This window comes from Acidovorax sp. GW823-FHT02H02, from assembly GCF_058797075.1.
The window spans coordinates 74,793-95,230 of the sequence record NZ_JBXAJH010000003.1 but is presented as its reverse complement, the minus strand read 5'-3'; the positions used below and the strand labels follow the sequence as shown (position 1 = coordinate 95,230).

At 64.2% G+C, this 20,438-nt stretch carries 18 protein-coding genes; 16 read left to right on the top strand and 2 right to left on the bottom strand.

Annotated elements, in window-relative coordinates; genetic code table 11:
- Positions 1 to 711, bottom strand: coding sequence for a bifunctional 2-polyprenyl-6-hydroxyphenol methylase/3-demethylubiquinol 3-O-methyltransferase UbiG (ubiG, locus tag AC1RDS_RS04000; RefSeq protein ID WP_092697987.1), 711 nt, complete (start codon positions 709 to 711; stop codon positions 1 to 3).
- A 90-nt stretch (positions 712 to 801) separates the two neighbouring features.
- On the bottom strand, positions 802 to 1,437 hold the full coding sequence (ompA, locus tag AC1RDS_RS03995) for an outer membrane protein OmpA (RefSeq protein WP_092697911.1): 636 nt from the start codon (positions 1,435 to 1,437) through the stop codon (positions 802 to 804).
- 224 nt (positions 1,438 to 1,661) lie between these two features.
- Here ompA and gyrA point away from each other — a divergent pair, with 224 nt between their 5' ends.
- The 16 genes from gyrA to AC1RDS_RS03915 all read left to right on the top strand — a co-directional run bounded on the left by gyrA (position 1,662) and on the right by AC1RDS_RS03915 (position 20,429).
- The gene (gyrA, locus tag AC1RDS_RS03990; RefSeq protein ID WP_092697912.1) at positions 1,662 to 4,334 is read left to right on the top strand and encodes a DNA gyrase subunit A; all 2,673 of its coding nucleotides are present in this window, start codon (positions 1,662 to 1,664) and stop codon (positions 4,332 to 4,334) included.
- A gap of 98 nt (positions 4,335 to 4,432) precedes the next feature.
- Positions 4,433 to 5,542, top strand: a complete 1,110-nt coding sequence (serC, locus tag AC1RDS_RS03985) for a 3-phosphoserine/phosphohydroxythreonine transaminase (RefSeq protein ID WP_092697913.1) — start codon at positions 4,433 to 4,435, stop codon at positions 5,540 to 5,542.
- 42 nt (positions 5,543 to 5,584) lie between these two features.
- On the top strand, positions 5,585 to 6,682 hold the full coding sequence (gene pheA / locus AC1RDS_RS03980) for a prephenate dehydratase (protein WP_092697914.1): 1,098 nt from the start codon (positions 5,585 to 5,587) through the stop codon (positions 6,680 to 6,682).
- Between the two features lie 9 nt (positions 6,683 to 6,691).
- Positions 6,692 to 7,564 (top strand): prephenate dehydrogenase, encoded by an 873-nt coding sequence (locus AC1RDS_RS03975; RefSeq protein ID WP_092697915.1) that lies wholly within the window; start codon positions 6,692 to 6,694, stop codon positions 7,562 to 7,564.
- Positions 7,565 to 7,720: 156 nt separating this feature from the next.
- The gene (locus AC1RDS_RS03970; RefSeq protein ID WP_092697916.1) at positions 7,721 to 9,751 is read left to right on the top strand and encodes a bifunctional 3-phosphoshikimate 1-carboxyvinyltransferase/cytidylate kinase; all 2,031 of its coding nucleotides are present in this window, start codon (positions 7,721 to 7,723) and stop codon (positions 9,749 to 9,751) included.
- A 192-nt stretch (positions 9,752 to 9,943) separates the two neighbouring features.
- Complete coding sequence (rpsA, locus tag AC1RDS_RS03965; protein ID WP_255346467.1) at positions 9,944 to 11,644, top strand: 30S ribosomal protein S1; 1,701 nt, start codon at positions 9,944 to 9,946, stop codon at positions 11,642 to 11,644.
- A gap of 90 nt (positions 11,645 to 11,734) precedes the next feature.
- Positions 11,735 to 12,040, top strand: coding sequence for an integration host factor subunit beta (locus tag AC1RDS_RS03960; protein ID WP_026436927.1), 306 nt, complete (start codon positions 11,735 to 11,737; stop codon positions 12,038 to 12,040).
- Positions 12,041 to 12,195: 155 nt separating this feature from the next.
- On the top strand, positions 12,196 to 12,507 hold the full coding sequence (locus AC1RDS_RS03955; RefSeq protein ID WP_092697917.1) for a LapA family protein: 312 nt from the start codon (positions 12,196 to 12,198) through the stop codon (positions 12,505 to 12,507).
- Positions 12,497 to 13,654, top strand: a complete 1,158-nt coding sequence (gene lapB / locus AC1RDS_RS03950) for a lipopolysaccharide assembly protein LapB (RefSeq protein ID WP_092697918.1) — start codon at positions 12,497 to 12,499, stop codon at positions 13,652 to 13,654. Before AC1RDS_RS03955 ends, lapB begins: the two co-directional genes overlap by 11 nt.
- Positions 13,655 to 13,732: 78 nt before the next feature.
- On the top strand, positions 13,733 to 14,047 hold the full coding sequence (locus AC1RDS_RS03945; RefSeq protein WP_092697919.1) for a ComEA family DNA-binding protein: 315 nt from the start codon (positions 13,733 to 13,735) through the stop codon (positions 14,045 to 14,047).
- Positions 14,048 to 14,186: 139 nt separating this feature from the next.
- On the top strand, positions 14,187 to 17,138 hold the full coding sequence (locus tag AC1RDS_RS03940; RefSeq protein WP_092697920.1) for a monovalent cation/H+ antiporter subunit A: 2,952 nt from the start codon (positions 14,187 to 14,189) through the stop codon (positions 17,136 to 17,138).
- Complete coding sequence (locus tag AC1RDS_RS03935; protein WP_092697921.1) at positions 17,138 to 17,503, top strand: Na+/H+ antiporter subunit C; 366 nt, start codon at positions 17,138 to 17,140, stop codon at positions 17,501 to 17,503. Before AC1RDS_RS03940 ends, AC1RDS_RS03935 begins: the two co-directional genes overlap by 1 nt.
- 61 nt (positions 17,504 to 17,564) lie before the next feature.
- Entirely contained in the window at positions 17,565 to 19,298 is a 1,734-nt protein-coding gene (locus tag AC1RDS_RS03930; RefSeq protein WP_092697922.1) for a monovalent cation/H+ antiporter subunit D, read from the top strand.
- Positions 19,295 to 19,783 carry a Na+/H+ antiporter subunit E gene (locus tag AC1RDS_RS03925; RefSeq protein WP_092697923.1) on the top strand — a complete coding sequence of 163 codons (489 nt, stop codon included), beginning with the start codon at positions 19,295 to 19,297 and terminating at the stop codon, positions 19,781 to 19,783. The genes AC1RDS_RS03930 and AC1RDS_RS03925 overlap by 4 nt, the downstream gene beginning before the upstream one ends.
- Positions 19,780 to 20,061 (top strand): K+/H+ antiporter subunit F, encoded by a 282-nt coding sequence (locus AC1RDS_RS03920; RefSeq protein ID WP_092697924.1) that lies wholly within the window; start codon positions 19,780 to 19,782, stop codon positions 20,059 to 20,061. Before AC1RDS_RS03925 ends, AC1RDS_RS03920 begins: the two co-directional genes overlap by 4 nt.
- A complete protein-coding gene (locus AC1RDS_RS03915; RefSeq protein ID WP_092697925.1) occupies positions 20,058 to 20,429 on the top strand; it encodes a monovalent cation/H(+) antiporter subunit G in 372 nt (123 codons plus the stop codon). The genes AC1RDS_RS03920 and AC1RDS_RS03915 overlap by 4 nt, the downstream gene beginning before the upstream one ends.
- The last annotated feature ends 9 nt before the right edge of the window (positions 20,430 to 20,438 follow it).

The following is a 20,438-nucleotide window of genomic DNA, read 5'->3' as shown; positions in this document are numbered from 1 at the left end:
TCAAGCAGCACGCCGAGTGGCAAACATGTAGTTGACACTGGTATCGCTACTAAGCCAATAGCGGCGCGTGAGCGGATTATGCTCAAGGCCGCAGGTGTCCGTGACGTCAAGGCCTGCTGCGCGGCAACTGGCAGCGAGTTCGCTTGGGCGAAGCAGTTTGGCGTATTCATGCGTACCGCGCGGCAGCATGTTCAAGATATATTCTGCACCCACGATAGCCAGCGCAAACGCCTTGGCATTGCGGTTAATGGTAGAGAAAAAAACCCATCCACCAGGCTTCACGAGTCGAGCACATGCCTGCACGACGGACGCGGGATCCGGAACATGCTCCAGCATTTCCATGCAGGTCACCACATCGAAGCTGGCGGGTTGCTCGGCGGCCAACGCTTCGACACTTATCTCCCGAAAACGCAGATTAGCAGTCTGGGCTTCCAACGCGTGCAGCCTGGCCACGCGCAAGGCCTTGGTGGACAGATCAATGCCGGTGACGTCCGCCCCCTTGCGCGCCATCGAATCCGAAAGAATTCCCCCGCCACACCCCACATCCAGCACCGCCTTAGCAGACAAGGCGGCCCGGCTATCAATCCACTCCAGACGGAGTGGGTTGATTTGATGCAGTGGCCGGAACTCGCTTTCAGGATCCCACCATCGGTGGGCGAGCTCAGAAAATTTGGCCAATTCGGCGGGATCGGCGTTCACAGATTCACTCATGGGAGTCATTGTCCATCAAGCTAAAGACGACCAAAGTACAGGCGTAAAAAAGGCCCCGAATTTGGGGCCTTTTTTTGAGCAATCCGAAGATTACTTGGTAGCGCGGGTGCCGACCACTTCGATTTCGACGCGGCGGTTCTTGGCGCGACCTTCTTTGGTCTTGTTGTCAGCCACAGGCTGCTTCTCACCCTTGCCTTCGGTGTACACCCGGTTCTTTTCGATGCCCTTGGAGACCAGATAGGCCTTCACGGCTTCGGAACGACGCACCGACAGCTTCTGGTTGTAAGCATCAGAACCCACGGAGTCGGTGTGACCCACGGCGATGATGACTTCCAGGTTGATATCCTTGACCTTGGAGACCAAGTCATCGAGCTTCGCCTTGCCTTCAGGCTTCAGAACGGACTTGTCGAAGTCAAAGAAAGCGTCGGCAGCGTAGGTCACCTTGGTGGCCACAGCGGGAGCCGGAGCGGGCGCTGGGGCAGCAGCGGCGGGCGCTGGAGCAGCAGCGGGAGCTGGGGCAGCGGCGGGAACAACCAGAGCACCGTCGCATCCTGGAGCAGCCGTTGCGGGCGTCCAGTTGGCATCGCGCCAGCAGTATTCATTGGTGCCGTTTTTCCAGACCAGCTCGCCGGAGCCATTCTTCCAGTTGTCAACGGTTTGTGCGCCAGCGGCGGTTGCGAGCGCTGCGGAGGCAAACAACATCGCCACTTTGTTCAGTTTCTTCATGGTTCTCCTCTTGGGGAAAAAGCCGCAGCCGCGCTGCGAAACAGGACGTTGTCGGTGACCATCACCAAAAACGTTCAATCGATTGTGCCATACGTAACAGTGCAAGTGATGGGGCCGCGGGCTTGGCGCCGTAGGACAAAAGCGCAATTGCCATGATATGTTGCTAAGTCGCTACACTGCCTTACCCCTAAAATGGCTTCCCTTTGCCGTCACCGCTGCCCCCAATGACCCAGTTTGCCAAAGAAACCCTGCCCATCAGCCTTGAAGAGGAGATGCGGCGCAGCTATCTCGACTACGCGATGAGTGTGATCGTTGGGCGGGCTTTGCCCGATGCACGGGATGGCCTCAAGCCTGTACACCGGCGCGTGCTCTTTGCCATGCACGAGCTCAACAACGACTGGAACCGCCCCTACAAAAAGTCGGCTCGCATCGTGGGGGATGTGATTGGTAAATACCACCCGCATGGCGACTCGGCGGTGTATGACACCATCGTGCGCATGGCGCAGGATTTCTCGCTGCGCCACATGCTGGTGGATGGTCAGGGCAACTTCGGCTCGGTGGACGGCGACAGCGCCGCTGCAATGCGGTACACCGAGATCCGCCTGGCAAAAATAGCGCACGAGATGCTCGGCGATATCGACAAGGAGACCGTCGATTTCGGCCCTAACTACGACGGCAGCGAAAAAGAACCCCTGGTGCTGCCGAGCAAACTGCCCAACCTGCTGGTCAACGGCTCGGCCGGCATCGCCGTGGGCATGGCCACCAACATCCCGCCGCACAACCTCAACGAAGTGGTGGACGCCTGCCTGCACATGCTGCGCAACCCCGAAACCACCATCGACGAATTGATGGAGATCATTCCGGCACCCGATTTCCCAACGGCCGGCATCATCTACGGCATCAATGGCGTGAAGGACGGTTACCGCACCGGTCGCGGCAAGGTGGTGATGCGTGCGCGCTGCCACTTCGAGGACATCGACCGGGGCCAGCGCCAGGCGATCATCGTGGACGAGCTGCCCTACCAGGTCAACAAGAAGACGCTGCAGGAGCGCATGGCCGAGCTGGTGCACGAAAAGAAGATCGAGGGCATCAGCCACATCCAGGACGAGTCCGACAAGTCGGGCATGCGCCTGGTGATCGAGCTCAAGCGCGGCGAAGTGCCTGAAGTGGTACTGAACAACCTGTACAAGCAGACGCAGCTGCAGGACACCTTCGGCATGAACATGGTGGCACTGATCGACGGCCAGCCCCGTCTGTGCACCCTCAAAGACCTGATCAGCGTCTTCCTGCAGCACCGCCGCGAAGTGGTGACGCGCCGCACGGTGTTCGAGTTGCGCAAGGCGCGCGACCGCGGCCACGTACTTGAAGGTCTGGCCGTCGCGCTGGGCAATATCGACGACTTCATCCGCATCATCCGCGAATCGCCCACGCCGCCAGTGGCCAAGGCCGAACTGATGACGCGCTCCTGGGACAGCAAGCTGGTGCGCGAAATGCTCACGCGCACCCGCGCGGATGGCGGCGTGGTCAACGCCGACGACTACCGCCCCGAAGGACTGGAAAAGGAATTCGGCATGGGCCAGGATGGCCTGTACCGCCTGTCGGACACGCAGGCCCAGGAAATCCTGCAGATGCGCCTGCAGCGCCTCACCGGCCTGGAGCAGGACAAGATCGTGGCCGAGTACAAGGAAGTCATGTCGGTCATCGAAGACCTGCTGGACATTCTGGCCAAGCCCGAGCGCGTGTCGGTCATCATTGGCGACGAACTCACCGCCATCAAGCAGGAGTTCGGCCAGCACAAGCTGGGTGCACGCCGCAGCGTGGTCGAATACAGCGCCCAGGACCTCTCCACCGAAGACCTGATCACGCCCACCGACATGGTGGTGACGCTCAGCCACACCGGCTACATCAAGAGCCAGCCCTTGAGCGAATACCGCGCACAAAAGCGCGGCGGGCGCGGCAAGCAGGCCACGGCGACCAAGGAAGACGACTGGATCGACCAGCTCTTCATCGCCAACACGCACGACTACATCCTGTGCTTCTCCAACCGGGGCCGCCTGTACTGGCTCAAGGTCTGGGAAGTGCCCGCGGGCTCGCGCGGCTCGCGTGGCCGTCCCATCGTCAACATGTTCCCGCTGCAGGACGGCGAAAAGATCAACGTGGTGCTGCCGCTCACGGGCGACATGCGCAGCTTCCCGGCCGACCGCTTCGTGTTCATGGCGACCAGCATGGGCACCGTGAAGAAGACCGCGCTGGATGAATTCAGCAACCCGCGCAAGGGCGGCATCATCGCCGTCAACCTCGACGACAGCGACTACCTGATTGGCGCGGCCCTCACCGACGGCCAGCACGACGTGATGCTGTTCAGCGATGGTGGCAAGGCCGTGCGCTTTGATGAAAACGACGTGCGCCCACTTGGCCGCCAGGCCCGCGGCGTGCGCGGCATGATGCTGGAAGACGGCCAGAGCGTGATCGCCATGCTGGTGGCCGAGGACGAAACGCAGAGCGTGCTGACCGCCACCGAAAACGGCTATGGCAAGCGCACCAGCATCGTCGAATACACCCGCCACGGCCGTGGCACCAAGGGCATGATCGCCATCCAGCAAAGCGAGCGCAACGGCAAGGTGGTGGCCGCCACGCTGGTGCATGCCGATGACGAGATCATGCTGATCACCGACAAGGGCGTGCTGGTGCGCACCCGCGTCTCCGAGATCCGCGAACTCGGCCGTGCCACGCAAGGCGTGACGCTGATCGCGCTGGATGAGGGCTCCAAGCTCAGCGGCCTACAGCGCATCGTCGAAAATGACGCCAACGTGACCGACATTGAAGCCGAAGGCGAAGCGAACACGAACAGTGGCGCACCGACTGCGCCCGACACCCCCGATACGCCCGACGCCTGATCCGTGCCGCACGATCCTGTCGTGCCAATAACGCTAATAAAACAGAAGCTGCTAGCGCTTACCCAATAAGCGCTAGCAGAATTTTTGATCAAGATACGATGACACGCCCGTACAACTTCTCGGCCGGCCCGGCCGCCATTCCCCCCGAAGTCCTGGAACAGGCTGCCGCCGAGATGCTGGACTGGCACGGCAGCGGCATGGGCGTGATGGAGATGAGCCACCGCGGCAAGGAATTCATCTCGATCTACGAGGCTGCCGAAGCCGACTTGCGCGAGCTGCTGGGCGTGCCGGCCCATTTCAAGATTCTCTTCATGCAAGGCGGTGGCCTGGCAGAAAACGCCATCGTGCCCCTCAACCTGTCGCGAGCCGGTGCGGTCGATTTCGTGGTGACCGGCAGCTGGAGCCAGAAGTCGCAAAAAGAGGCGCGCAAATACGCCTCGGAAGTCAACGTGATCGCATCCGGTGAAGACAGCGGATTCACCGCCCTGCCCGACCCCGCAGGCTGGACCGTGAGCCGGGGTGCCAGCTATGTGCACATTTGCAGCAATGAAACCATCAACGGCGTCGAATTCCACCAGCTGCCCGACCTCAAGGCACTGGGCAGCGATGCGCCGCTGGTGATCGATTTCTCATCCCATGTGGCCTCGCGCACCGTGGACTGGTCGCGCGTCGGCCTGGCCTTCGGTGGTGCGCAAAAGAACCTGGGGCCCGCCGGCCTCACGCTGGTGGTGGTGCGCGAAGACCTGCTGGGCCAGGCTCTGCCGATATGCCCCAGCGCGTTCGACTATCGCATCGTGGCCGACAACCACTCCATGTACAACACGCCGCCCACCTGGGGTATCTACGTGGCGGGTCTGACCTTCCAGTGGCTCAAACGCCAGCGCGAGGGTGCGCACAGCGGCGTGGCGGCAATCGAGCAGCGCAACATCGCCAAGGCCCGCTTGCTGTACGACGCCATTGACCAGTCGCAGTTCTATGTCAACAAGGTGGCGGCCAACTGCCGCTCGCGCATGAACGTGCCCTTCTTCCTGCGCGACGAAAGCCGCAACGATGCCTTCCTGGCAGGTGCCAAGGAGCGCGGGCTGCTGCAGCTCAAGGGGCACAAGTCGGTGGGCGGCATGCGCGCCAGCATCTACAACGCCATGCCCCTGGCCGGTGTGCAGGCGCTGGTGGACTACCTGCGAGAATTTGAACAAAAAAACGCCTGAACGCCCGTTCAGCCGCACGCTCCGCCAACACCGCCGTCATCCATGAACAATCCGCAAGCCTCACCCGATCTCGCCAGCCTGCGCGTGCAGATCGACAACATCGACCAGCAACTGCTCACGCTGCTCAACCAGCGCGCGCTGGTGGCCGAGCGGGTGGGCGAAGTCAAGAAGCGCGAAGGCACGCCCTTCTTCCGCCCCGACCGCGTGGCGCAGGTGATCGAGAAGATCCAGACCGCCAACCCCGGTCCGCTCAAGGGCGCCCATGTGGCAGCCATCTGGCGCGAGATCATGTCGGCCTGCCTGGCGCTCGAATCACCCCAGCGCGTGGCCGTGCTCGGCCCCGAAGGCACCTTCTGCGAACAGGCGGCCATCGAATACTTTGGCGGTGCTGCCGACCTGATGTATTGCGCCAACTTCGACGAAGTCTTTCATGCCACCGCTGCTGGCAGCGCGCAATACGGGGTGGTGGGCGTGGAGAACTCCACCGAAGGCGTGGTCACCCGCTCGCTCGACATGTTCCTGCACACGCCCGCCCATGTGGTGGGCGAGGTCAGCCTGCTGATCCGGCACAACCTGCTGCGCCAGACCAATGCGCTCGACGGCATCGAGGCCGTGCTGGCCCACCCCCAGGCCCTCGCGCAGTGCCAGGCCTGGCTGACCAAGCACCTGCCCCATGCCGAGCGCCGCCCGGTCTCCAGCAACGCAGAAGGTGCGCGACTGGCAGCCACCAACCCCGCGTGGGCGGCCCTGTCCAGCGAGCGCGCAGCCCAGCAGTTCGGCCTGCACATCGTGGCCCACGCCATCCAGGACGATGCCTACAACCGCACGCGGTTCGCCATCATCTGCCTGCCCCACACGCTGCAGACGCCGCCCCCCTCGGGCAAGGACTGCACCAGCCTCATCGTGTCCGTCCCCAACCGGCCCGGCGCCGTGCATGACCTGCTCGTGCCGCTCAAGACCCATGGCGTCTCGATGACCCGCTTTGAATCACGCCCTGCCCGCACGGGCCAGTGGGAGTACTACTTCTACATCGACCTTGACGGCCATCCCGCCCAGCCCCATGTGGCGCGGGCGCTGGAAGAACTGCGCAGCCTGTGCGCGTTCTACAAGGTGCTGGGCACCTACCCTGTCTCAGCCTGAGGAGCCCGCATGTTTGAACAGCTCGGACTGATTGGCTGTGGCCTCATGGGCGGCTCGTTTGCGCTGGCGATGAAAAAGGCCGGCCTCGTCAAACGGGTGGTCGGCTACAGCAAGTCCCCCTCTACCACCGACCGCGCCCGCCAGCTGGGCGTGATTGATGTCGAGGCCCCTTCGGCCCTGCTGGCCGTGGCGGGGGCCGACATTGTGCTGGTGGCCGTTCCCGTTGCTGCCACAGAGGCCACACTCAAGGCCATCAAGCACCTCGTCACCCCGCAGATGCTGATCATGGACGTGGGCTCCACCAAGGCCGACGTGGTGCAGGCGGCCCGCCGCGCACTGCGTGACCAGCTGGGCTCGTTCGTGCCCGCCCACCCGATTACCGGGCGCGAGGTCTCCGGGGTGGAACACGCCGATGCCGAGCTCTACAGTGGCCGGCAGGTCATCCTCACCCCCATCGAGCGGACGCTCACAGCGCAGCTGCACAAGGCCGAAGAGGTGTGGACGGCGCTGGGGTGCCGGGTGAGCAGCATGTCACCCGAATCGCATGATGCCGCGTTTGCCGCCGTCAGCCACCTGCCGCACCTGCTGGCATTTGCCATGATGAACAGCATCACCGGGCAATCGAGCGGCGATGACTTCCTGTCGCTGGCGGGCCCGGGTTTTCGCGATTTCACCCGCATCGCTGCAAGCGACCCCAAGATGTGGCGCGACATTTTGCTCTCCAACCGTGAAGAACTGCTGGCCCAGTCGCGGCTGTTCCAGCAAGCCCTGCAGACTTTTGAGCAGGCCATGGAAAAGGGCGATGCACAGCGCCTGGAAGACATGCTCACCCTGGCCAGCGAAACCCGTACCCACTGGCGCATGGGCGCGAAGCGGAAGTAACCCCCCTGAGTCGCCTGCGGCACCTTCCCCCCAGGGGGACGCCCCCGGTGGCCTGGCAAAGCCAGTTCCACGGGGGCACTGGTGCGGGGGCACACCAGTTGCACAGGCACCTGGCCTCAGAAACGCTCTTTGAGCTGGAATGGACGAACCACACCGATGTACAGCACCGCATTTCTTGATCTGCCGCCCCTGCAAGCCGCGTCGGGCGACGTCCACCTGCCCGGCTCCAAGAGCATCTCCAACCGCGTGCTGCTGCTGGCGGCACTGAGCGCCGGCACCACCACCGTGCACGACCTGCTCGCGTCCGACGACACCCGCGTGATGCTGGATGCGCTGCGCCAGATCGGCTGCACGGTGGATGAAGCGGGCAGCACCGTGCGCATCACCGGCCTGGGTGGCAGCGCACCCCGATCGCCGGCCCGACTCTTCATGGGCAACGCCGGCACCGCCATGCGCCCTTTGACGGCGGCGCTGGCGCTGCTGGGCGGCGAGTTCGAACTGTCGGGTGTGCCCCGCATGCATGAGCGCCCGATTGGCGACCTCGTTGATGCACTGCGCCAGCTGGGCTGCCAGATCGACTACCTCGGCAACGATGGCTACCCTCCCTTGCGCATCGCGCACGACCAGGGTGTTCCCGCCCTCTCCCTGGCTGCGCCCATCCAGGTGCGTGGCGATGTATCGAGCCAGTTCCTCACGGCGCTGCTCATGGCGCTGCCGCTGGCGGCAACGCACCAGGAGGTGGTCATCGAGGTGGTGGGCGAACTGATCTCCAAGCCCTACATCCACATCACGCAGCAGTTGCTGGCACGCTTTGGCATCGTGGTCGAGCACCAGAACTGGCAGCGGTTCACGATTGCAGCGGGCAGCCGCTACCAATCGCCCGGTGACATTCATGTGGAGGCAGATGCTTCATCCGCTAGCTACTTCATAGCACTTGGCGCAATAGCAACAAGCGCCAGTGATCAAAAAGGTATAAAAATACAAGGCGTCGGCCTCGATTCCATTCAGGGCGACATCCGCTTTGTCGAAGCCGCCCGGGCCATGGGCGCCGTGGTCACTGGTGGCCCCAACTGGCTGCAGATAGCACGCGGAGCATGGCCCCTGAAGGCCATCGATCTGGACTGCAACCACATCCCCGATGCCGCCATGACCCTGGCCGTGATGGCGCTGTACGCCGAGGGAACGACCACGCTGCGCAACATCGCCAGCTGGCGCGTGAAGGAAACCGACCGCATCGCCGCGATGGCCACCGAGCTGCGCAAGCTCGGCGCCACGGTGCAAGAGGGTGCAGACTTCATCTGCGTGACACCGCCCGCCCGCGAGCAGGACTGGAAGCCCGCGAGCATCCATACCTACGACGACCACCGCGTGGCCATGTGCTTTTCGCTGGCAGCCTTCAATCCAGCCAACCTGCCGGTGCGCATCGAAGATCCAAAGTGTGTCGCCAAGACGTTTCCAGACTATTTCGAAGCACTGTTCTCGGTATCCCGGGCAGAGACAGCCCGTATCCCGGTGATCTGCATCGACGGCCCCACCGCCTCGGGCAAGGGCACGGTGGCGGCGGCCGTGGCGCAGCGGCTGGGCTACCAGTTTCTCGACTCGGGCGCCATGTACCGCATCACCGCCCTGGCCGCCGCGCGTGCCGGCCTGACCATCGACGCAGAGCATGAAACGCGCATAGGCGCCCTGGCCCAGACCCTGCCCGTGCACTTTGACGGTGGCCAGGTGCTGCTTGGCGGCGACGACGTGACCGATGCCATCCGCACCGAAGAAGCCGGCATGAACGCATCCCGCGTGTCGGCCCTGCCCGCTGTGCGCACAGCGCTGGTTCAACTCCAGCACAGCTTTCGGCGCCTGCCAGGCCTGGTGGCAGATGGCCGCGACATGGGCACGGTGATCTTCCCGAACGCCCCCTTGAAGGTGTACCTGACAGCCAGTGCCGCCTGCCGCGCCGAGCGTCGTTACAAACAGTTGATTTCAAAGGGTTTTTCAGCTAGTATCGGCGACCTTCGCGCGGATCTGGAGGCACGCGATGCACGGGACAGTTCCCGCAGCGTCGCACCCCTCCAGCCCGCGCAGGACGCTCTGGTCCTGGACAACTCCCACTTGACGATTGATGAAGCCGTCGATCAGGTGTTGGCCTGGTGGCAGGAGCGGCAGCCTTTCGCAGTCTCTGCGCAAGGCTGAACAGTGTGGGGCCCTTCTTGAAAACGGGGCCCCCAGGCAGCGCCGAAAGGCCTTGCCACAGGCCCATGCAGCCCTTCTCGCGCGCCAGCGCCCAGGCTGTTTGGATCGATAACCTAACCCGCGGTTCTACCGCAAAAAACCACCGCAAGCAGCTATAAAAACAATAGCAATGGTGCTATTGGAATCCTGTTTGTGGCAAGGAAACACATGTCCGAATCTTTTGCCGCCCTTTTTGAAGAATCCTTGCAGCGCACGGAAATGCGCCCTGGCGAAGTCATCACCGCTGAAGTCGTGCGCGTCGAGCACAACTTCGTGGTCGTCAACGCTGGCCTCAAGTCCGAAGCCTACGTGCCGCTGGAAGAGTTCAAGAACGACAAGGGCGAAGTCGAAGTCCAAGTGGGTGACTTCGTCTCGGTGGCCATTGGCTCCATCGAAAACGGCTACGGCGACACCATCCTGTCGCGCGACACCGCCAAGCGTCTGGCCTCCTGGATGAGCCTGGAAAAGGCCCTGGAATCCGGCGAATTCGTCACTGGCACGACCAGCGGCAAGGTCAAGGGCGGCCTGACCGTCCTGGTCAACGGCATCCGCGCATTCCTGCCCGGTTCGCTGATCGATACGCGTCCGATCAAGGATCTGACGCCGTACGAAAACAAGACCATGGAATTCAAGGTCATCAAGCTCGACCGCAAGCGCAACAACGTGGTGCTGAGCCGCCGCGCCGTGGTGGAAGCTTCCATGGGTGAAGAGCGCGCCAAGCTGATGGAAACCCTGAAGGAAGGTTCCATCGTCCAAGGCGTGGTCAAGAACATCACCGAATACGGTGCGTTCGTGGATCTGGGCGGCATCGACGGCCTGCTGCACATCACCGACATGGCATGGCGCCGCGTGCGTCACCCTTCCGAAGTGGTGACCGCAGGCCAGGAAATCACGGCCAAGATCCTCAAGTTCGACACCGAAAAGAACCGTGTCTCGCTGGGCCTGAAGCAGATGGGCGACGACCCCTGGATGGGCGTGAACCGCCGCTACCCCCAAGGCACCCGCCTGTTCGGCAAGATCACGAACATTGCCGACTACGGCGCGTTCGTCGAACTCGAACCCGGCATCGAAGGCCTGGTGCACGTCTCCGAAATGGACTGGACCAACAAGAACATCGCTCCGTCCAAGCTGGTCACGCTGGGCGACGAAGTCGAAGTCATGGTTCTGGAAATCGACGAAGACAAGCGCCGTATCAGCCTGGGCATGAAGCAGTGCAAGGCCAACCCATGGCAAGAATTCGCACAGGACACGAAGCGCGGCGACCGCGTCAAGGGTCCCATCAAGTCGATCACCGACTTCGGCGTATTCGTGGGCCTGGCTGCCGGCATCGACGGCCTGGTGCACCTGTCCGACCTTTCGTGGAACGAAACCGGCGAAGCCGCGGTTCGCAACTACAAGAAGGGCCAGGAAGTGGAAGCCATCGTGCTGGCCGTGGACGTGGACCGCGAACGCATCTCGCTGGGCATCAAGCAGCTCGACGGCGACCCGTTCACCACCTTCGTGACCGTGAACGACAAGGGCCAGACGGTGACCGGCAAGGTCAAGACCGTGGATGCCCGTGGCGCTGAAATCGACCTCGGCGAAGACATCGTGGGCTACCTGCGCGCTTCGGAAATTTCCCGCGACCGCGTGGAAGATGCCCGCAACGTGCTCAAGGAAGGCGACGAAGTCACCGCTGTGGTGGTCAACGTGGATCGCAAGACCCGCAACATCCAGCTGTCGATCAAGCAAAAGGACATGGCCGACGAACAAGGCGCCATGGCCAGCCTGAGCCAGCAGTCGAGCCGCGAAAGCGCCGGCACGACCAGCCTGGGCGCCCTGCTGCGCGCCAAGCTGGACAACTCGGAAAAGTAAAGCGCTGACCCGTTAAACGGTCAGACAGCGGGCGCCTTGTGCGCCCGCTTCTCTTTCAGCCACTGATTCCCTGCCATGACCCAAGATTCCATGACCCGCTCAGACCTCGTTGAAGAACTGGCCGAACGCTTTGGTCAGCTCACCCACCGCGATGCCGAATTCGCGGTCAAGACCATTCTGGATGCCGTGGGCGACGCCCTGGTGCGCGGGCACCGCATCGAGATCCGGGGCTTTGGCAGCTTCTCAGTGAACCACCGCCCTCCCCGCATGGGCCGCAATCCGCGCAGCGGTGAAGCAGTGGCCATTCCTGAAAAGCGCGTGCCGCATTTCAAACCGGGAAAGGCACTTCGGGAGGCTGTGGACCAGCGAACAGCCGAGCTCGATCAACCCAACTGACGCAAAAATGCTTCTGATTTGATAGCTTCTGGCGATTTATGGATCGACGTTAGAGGCAATTTTCATGCGTAAGCCATGAACGAACTGCCTCGCCCCGCGCTGCGGTCAGGCCCGATGGCCGAGCTCTTAGAATCCCCCCACCACTGGGGATCTCCATGAAATACCTCCTGTGGCTGCTCAAGGCAGCCATTTTTTTTACGCTGTTTGCGTTTGCACTCAACAACCAGCAAGACGCCACCGTGCATTTTTTCTTTGGCACGCAATGGCGTGCGCCCCTGGTGCTGGTGGTGCTGACCGCGTTTGCCGCAGGACTGGCGGTGGGCGTCCTGGGCATGGTGCCCCGCTGGTGGAAGCACCGCCGGGCCGCGCGCCGCGCCCATGTGCCGCCACCAGCCTCGCCGGCGCCAGCAGCTGTCGCGCCCACCCCGCCACCATCCGCCGAAATACTGCCTCCCCATGGAATTTGATATCAGCTGGATCCTGCTGGGCTTGCCCCTGGCCTTCGTGCTCGGCTGGCTGGCCTCGCGCTTTGACCTGCGCCAGCTGCGCGCGGAAAACCGGCGCGCCCCCAAGGCCTATTTCAAGGGATTGAACTTTCTGCTCAACGAGCAGCAGGACCAGGCCATTGATGCCTTCATCGAGGCGGTGCAGAACGACCCCGACACCTCCGAACTGCACTTTGCCCTGGGCAATCTGTTTCGCCGTCGGGGTGAATACGACCGTGCGGTGCGGGTGCACGAGCACCTGCTGTCGCGCGGCGACCTCTCGCGCTCCGACCGGGAGCGCGCCCAGCACGCCCTGGCGCTTGATTTCCTGAAAGCCGGCCTGCTCGACCGGGCCGAAGCGGCCCTGAACCAGCTGGAGGGCACACCGTTCGAGGGCCAGGCCCGCCTGGCCTTGCTGGCCATCTACGAACGCTCACGCGACTGGCCCCACGCTGCAGGCATTGCCCACAAGATGCACGACGCCCGCCAGGGCGATTTCAGCACCCGCCAGGCGCATTACCTGTGCGAGCAGGCGCAAACCTGCATTGCACGCGACGACAACGCCGGTGCTTTGGCCTTGCTGAACCAGGCCGTGGACACTGCGCCAGAAGCCGCACGCGCCCGCATCGACCTCGCCCGGCTGCAACAGCGCATGGGGGACAGTGGTGCGGCCCTGGGCACCTTGCAGGCGCTGAGCCGGCATTCCCCCGCCGCAGTGCCTCTGGCCACACCCCTGATGGTGGAGACAGCCATCGCTGCGGGCAAGGTGCCCGAAATGCAGGCATTGCTGCAAGCGCATTACGCCCAGGCGCCATCGCTGGATGTGCTGGAAGGCCTCGTGGCCTTGCAGGCCCTGGACGCCACCACTGCGGACACGGCACGGCAGTGGTATGTCCAGCATCTGGACAAGGAGCTATCGCTGGTGGCTGCCGCGAAGTGGCTGGTAGGAGAAAAGCTGGAGCACGAAGAGTTCCATCCGCAGGTGCAGCGGGCGCTCGACCATGCCGCCCTGCCCCTCACCCGCTACCGCTGCGCTGCCTGCGGCTTCGAGGCCCGCCAGCATTTCTGGCAGTGTCCCGGCTGCCAGACCTGGGACAGCTACCCCGCACGCCGGGTGGAAGAACTCTGAGCCTGCCGCGCCAGTGCGCCCCGCTATGATGGCTGGGCGGCTTCATCGCGCCGCCTCATTCCACAGAGGAGTTGATCCATGCTGAAGAAACTGATGGTGATCGTTGCCATGCTGTATGCCGCTGCGTCGTTTGCAGCGGTCGATGTGAACCAAGCCACAGCCGCTGAGCTGGACGGCATCAAGGGCATCGGTCCCGGCCTCTCCGGAAAGATCATCGCAGAGCGCAAACACGGTGCCTTCAAGGACTGGGACGATTTCATCCAGCGTGTGCGCGGAGTGGGCGAGGTCACTGCCGGCAAGTTTTCCACCGAAGGCCTGAGGGTGAACGGCCGGACTTTCAAGGCATCCTCCACGGCACCTGCAGCAACAGCTGTCAGCGCTCCCAAAAAATAAGCACTCCACGAAATTACAAAACCCGCGGCAGCGGGTTTTCTTTTGGAACGGGTACAGCCGAGGCACAGGATGCTCTATGCCCGGGACCGGATGGTCTTTGCCAAGACTGCAGCGAAGCGCCCCGTAAAATCGTCGGCGCATGCCCCTGATCACCCTCATTCTTCTCCCCTTCATCGGCAGCTTCCTTGCAGCGGTATTGCCCGCGAATGCCCGCAATACCGAGTCCACCGTCGCGGGACTGATTGCACTGTTCTGCACGGTCCAGGCCGCGCTCTACTTTCCCCAGATCGCAGACGGCGGCGTGCTGCGCCAGGAGATCGAATGGCTGCCCGCGCTGGGCCTGAACCTGGTCATTCGCATGGATGGCTTTGCCTGGATGTTCTGCATGCTGGTGCTGGGCATCGGCACGCTGGTGGTGCTGTATGCGCGCTACTACATGTCGCCCGCCGATCCGGTGCCGCGCTTCTTCTCGTTTTTTCTGGCCTTCATGGGAGCAATGGCCGGCGTGGTGCTGGCGGGCAACATCATCCAGCTGGCGTTCTTCTGGGAGCTGACCAGCCTGTTTTCGTTCCTGCTGATCGGCTACTGGCACCACCGGCGCGATGCACGGCGCGGGGCACGCATGGCGCTCACCGTGACCGGCACGGGCGGCCTGTGCATGCTGGGTGGCATGCTGGTCATCGGCCACATCGTGGGCAGCTATGACCTCGATCATGTGCTCGCCGCCGGCGCACAGGTGCGCAACCATCCGCTGTACCTCACGGCCCTCGTGCTGGTGCTGCTGGGCGCCTTCACCAAAAGCGCGCAGTTTCCGTTTCACTTCTGGCTGCCAAACGCCATGGCCGCACCCACACCCGTGTCGGCCTATCTGCACTCGGCCACCATGGTCAAGGCAGGCGTTTTTCTGCTGGCCCGCATGTGGCCCGTGATGGGCGGCACCGAGCCCTGGTTCTGGCTGGTGGGCGGCGCCGGCCTGGCCACCCTTCTGGTGGGCGGCTATGCCGCGATGTTCCAGAACGATCTCAAGGGCCTGCTCGCCTATTCGACCATTTCGCACCTGGGACTCATCACCCTGCTGCTGGGCCTGAACAGCCCGCTGGCCGCTGTGGCCGCCGTCTTTCACATCATGAACCACGCCACCTTCAAGGCGTCGCTGTTCATGGCCGCCGGCATCGTGGACCATGAGAGCGGCACGCGCGACATCCGGCGCCTGTCGGGCCTGCGCTCGATGATGCCTGTCACCGCCACGCTGGCCATGGTGGCCAGCGCCGCGATGGCGGGTGTGCCACTGCTCAATGGCTTTCTGTCCAAGGAGATGTTCTTCGCCGAAACGGTGTTCCTGGACACGACACCGGTGGTTGGTGTCGTTCTGCCCATTGCCGCCACCCTGGCAGGCATGTTCAGCGTAGCCTATTCGCTGCGCTTCACGGTGGATGTGTTCTGTGGCCCGCCAGCCACCGATCTGCCCCACACACCGCACGAGCCACCGCACTGGATGCGCGTCCCGGTCGAGCTGCTGGTGCTGATGTGCCTCGTGGTGGGCATGCTGCCCGCATGGTCTATTGGCCGCTTTCTGGATGCGGCGGCCCGGCCGGTGGTGGGTGGAGAGCTTCCCGCCTTCAGCCTGGCGGTGTGGCATGGCTTCAATACCCCGTTCATCATGAGCCTGCTGGCCCTGGTGGGCGGAATGGTGCTGTACCTGGCGCTGCGGGCACTGCGCGCCGCTGGCCAGGTCGATGCACCTCCCCTCATCCACCACATCCCGGGGCGCCGCCTGTTTGACGGTGCACTGGCCCTCATCACACAGATGGGCCGCAGCGGTCGGCGCCTTTTATCCACCCAGCGCCTGCAGTGGCAGATGCTGTGGCTGGTCTGCGCGGCGCTGGCTGCCGGCGCCATGCCACTGTGGAACCAGGGCTTGCAGCTGGGCCAGCGCAGCATGCTGCCGCTGTCGCCCGCGTTCGTGCTGCTCTGGGCCGTGGGCATGGTCTGCGCCGTGGCAGCCGCCTGGCAGGCCAAATACCACCGCCTGGCTGCGCTGACCCTGGCGGGTGGGGCGGGTCTTTGCACCTGCATCACCTTCCTGTGGTTCTCGGCGCCCGACCTGGCACTGACACAGATCGTGGTCGAGATCGTGACCACGGTGCTGATCCTGCTGGGCCTGCGCTGGCTGCCCAAGCGCGACGAGGCCCTGCGCATCGCCACCTCTGCCGAGCAGGCGACCACCCGGTGGCGCCGCCTGCGCGACATGGTGCTGGCACTGGCCGCCGGCGGCGGCATGGCCTGGCTAGCCTTTGCCATGATAAGCCGGCCATTTCCCGACAGCACATCCACCTTCTTCCTGGAAAACGCCCTGACGCAGGGCGGTGGCACCAACGTGGTCAACGTGATGCTGGTGGATTTCCGCGGCTTCGACACCTTTGGCGAAATCGTGGTGCTGGGGGTGGTGGCCCTCACGGTGTATGCCCTGCTGCGGCGCTTTCGCCCCGCGCGCGAAACCATGGACCTGCCCGAACAGCAGCGCAACATGCCGGCCGACCTGCAGACCGACCTGCTCAACCCGCGCCATGCCGCCGACACCGCCGTGGGCTACCTGATGGTGCCTGCCGTGCTGGTGCGCCTCTTGCTGCCCTTTGCCACCGTGGTGGCGTTCTACCTGTTCATGCGCGGGCACAACGAGCCCGGCGGCGGATTCGTGGCGGGGCTGGTGTTCTCGGTCGCGCTGCTGCTGCAGTACATCGTCTCGGGCACCGCGTGGGTCGAAGCCCACCTGCCTCTGTACCCGCGCCGCTGGATCGGCAACGGACTGCTGTTCGCCCTGGGCACGGGGCTCGGGGCGATCGTGGTGGGCTATCCATTCCTCACCAGCCACACCTTTCACCTGAACCTGCCGCTGCTGGGCGACATCCATGTGGCCAGCGCCATGTTCTTTGACATGGGCGTGTTCACGCTCGTGGTGGGGTCCTCCCTGCTGATCCTCACGGCCATTGCCCACCAGTCGGTGCGTGGCCACCGCTACCACGCGCGCCTGGCCGAAGAAGCAGCGCTGCAAGAGGCCGCCCGGGAAACCCCACTGGAGACCACCCGCTGATGGAAATCGTTCTGATCATCGCCATCGGCGTACTCACGGGCTCGGGCGTCTGGCTGCTGCTGCGCCCGCGCACCTTCCAGGTCATCATGGGGCTGTCGCTGCTGTCCTATGCCGTCAACCTGTTCATCTTCAGCATGGGCCGCCTGGGCCTGGCGATCGACAAGGAGCCCGTGCTGCGCGCTGGCGTGCCGCAGGATCTGGCCCACTACGCCGACCCCATGCCGCAGGCGCTGGTGCTGACGGCCATCGTGATCGGCTTTGCCATGACGGCCCTGTTCCTGGTGGTGCTGCTGGCATCGCGCGGCATGTCGGGCACCGACCATGTGGACGGCAGCAGGGCGCGCGACGTGCAGGAGATGCCATGAGCTGCCTGCTGCACCCCCAAGCCATGCCCACGCCGCAGCGCTGCGCACCAGGGGCCATCCCATGAATGCCGGCCTGACCGCGCTGGTCGAGCAGGCGACCTCGGCACTGATGCCGCACCTGATACTCGCCCCCATCGCCCTGCCCCTGCTCACGGCCGCGCTCATGCTGCTGCTGCGCGAGGAGCAGCAGCGCCTGAAACTGGTTCTCAACATGCTGTCCACCGCGCTGGGGCTGCTGGTGGCCCTGGCCCTGCTGCTGTGGTCCAACCAGCCCGGCGCCACCAGCGGCATGGGCGTGTACCTGGCGGCCAACTGGCAGGCACCGTTTGGCATCGTGCTGGCCCTGGACCGCCTCTCGGCCATGATGCTGGTGCTGACCAGCCTGGTCGCGCTGGCCTCCATCGTGTTTGCGGGGGCCCGTTGGCACCGCGCGGGGGTGCATTTTCATCCCTTGTTCCAGTTCCAGCTCATGGGGCTGGCGGGCGCCTTTCTCACGGCCGACCTGTTCAACCTGTTCGTATTCTTCGAGATCATGCTGGCCGCGTCCTACGGTCTGCTGCTGCACGGCTCGGGCCGGCCGCGCGTGCAGGCGGGGCTGCACTACATCGCCATCAACCTGGCGGCGTCCTCGCTGTTCCTGGTGGGCGTGTCGATGCTGTATGGCATCACCGGCACGCTGAACATGGCCGACCTGGCGCAGACCATTCCGCTGGTGGCCGCCGCCGACCGCGGCCTGCTGCATACGGCGGCAGCCATCCTGGCCACGGCCTTTCTCATCAAGGCAGCGGTGTGGCCGCTCAACTTCTGGCTGGTGCCGGCCTACAGCGCCGCCACGGCCCCCGTGGGCGCCTTGTTTGCGCTGATGACCAAGGTGGGCATCTACACCATCCTGCGGCTGTGGACCTTGCTGTTCAGCAGCGAGGCCGGTGCCTCGGCGCTGTTCGGCAGCCTGTGGCTGATCGCCGGCGGCATGCTGACCATGGCCTTTGGCGCGGTGGGCATGCTGGGTTCGCAGCGGTTGTCGCACCTGGCCGGATTTGCCGCCATCCTGTCGTCCGGCACCCTGCTGGCGGCGGCAGGCTTTGGCCAGAACCTGCTCACCGCCGGGCTGCTGTATTACCTGCCCAGTTCCACGCTGGCCGTCGCAGCCCTGTTCCTCACCGCCGACCTCATCGACCGCTGGCGCAACGACGGTGCCAGCTACGCGCCATTCGAGCAGGCCGACAACGCGCCCTTCCTCAACGCCGAGCTCGTTCCCACCGAAGGCCTGAACCTCGACGCGGACGAAGAAGTGCTCATCGGTCGCGTGATCCCTGCTGCCGCCGCCCTGCTGGGCCTGGCGTTTCTGGTCTGCACACTGGTCATTGCCGGCCTGCCGCCGCTGTCGGGGTTTGTCGGCAAGGTCGCCATGCTCAGCGCCCTGCTCAATCCGCTGGGCCTGGGCTCTTCGGCCGGCACCCAGCCAGGCGGGCCGGGGTGGGCGCTGTTTGCCCTGATGGTCGCCACCGGCCTGCTGGCGCTGATTGCCCTCACCCGGGCCGGCATCCGCCATTTCTGGGCCACCCATGACCGCGTTGCACCGCAGCTGCGCGTGCTGGAGGGCCTGCCCATCGCCGCCCTGCTGGCGCTGTGCATTGCCCTGACCGTGCTGGCCGCCCCCGTGATGCGTTTCACCCAGGCCACGGCCGATGCCCTGCATTCACCAGGCACCTACATCCGCGCCGTGATGCAGGCAAAGCCCATTCCCGGCCCCACCACACCAGGCAATGCCGCGGTACCCCAGGAGGCCCCATGAAACGCCTGCTGCCCGCCCCCCTGCTGTCGACCGCGCTGTTCGTGCTGTGGCTGCTGCTCAACCAGTCGCTCAGCCCCGGCAACCTGCTGCTGGCACTGCTGGTGGCGTGGCTGATACCCCTGCTCACGCGCGGACTGCGGCCACTGCCGGTGCGCATTCGCCGCCCCGGCACCGTGCTGCGGCTGGGCCTGACGGTGGTGGCCGACACGGTCGCATCCAACCTGTCCGTGGCGCGGCTGCTGCTTTCTCCCGGGCGACCACGGCATGGTGCCGACTTCGTGCTCATTCCCCTGGAATTGCGCGACCCCAATGCGCTGGCCGTGCTGGCCATGATCGTCTGCATCACGCCCGGTACCGCCTGGGCCGAGCTCTCGCTGGACGGCTCCATGCTCATGCTGCATGCCCTGGAGGTGGATGATCCCCAGACCCTGATCGACCACGTCAAGCAGTGCTACGAGCGGCCGCTGATGGAGATTTTTGAATGACCCACCCTGTTCTTTCGTGGGCCCTGCCCATTGCCCTGTGCATGCTGGTGCTGGCCATGGTGCTCGCCCTGGTGCGGCTGCTCAAGGGTCCGTCGGCGCAAGACCGCGTGCTGGCGCTCGACTGCATGTACCTCAACGGCATGCTGCTGGCGCTGGTGCTGGGCGTTCTCTATGGCAGCAGCACCTATTTCGAGGGGGCGCTGCTGATCGCGCTGTTCAGCTTCGTGGGCACGACGGCCATGGCCAAATTTCTGCTGCGCGGCGAGGTGATCGAATGACCGAAGCCGCGCTGCCGCTGTGGGCAGAAATCATCATCGCGGTGCTGTTGCTGGCGGGCTCGGCGATTGCGCTGCTGGGCTCCTGGGGCTTGCTGCGCCTCAAGACCTATTTCGAGCGCGTGCATGCGCCGTCCATCATTGCCACCATGGGCTGCTGGTGCGTCATGCACGGCACCATCGTGTATTTTTCGCTGCAGGGGCAAGGCCTGGCGCTGCACTCCCTGTTGATCGCGCTGTTCGTGGCCATCACGGTGCCCGTGACCAACATCTTCCTCATGCGCGCGGCCTTGTTCCGTGCACGGCGCGCGGGCAACGATGCGCCTCCCAGCCTGAGCCGCAGCACGGGTTCGCAGGAACGCGATTCGTGAAGGGCCCAT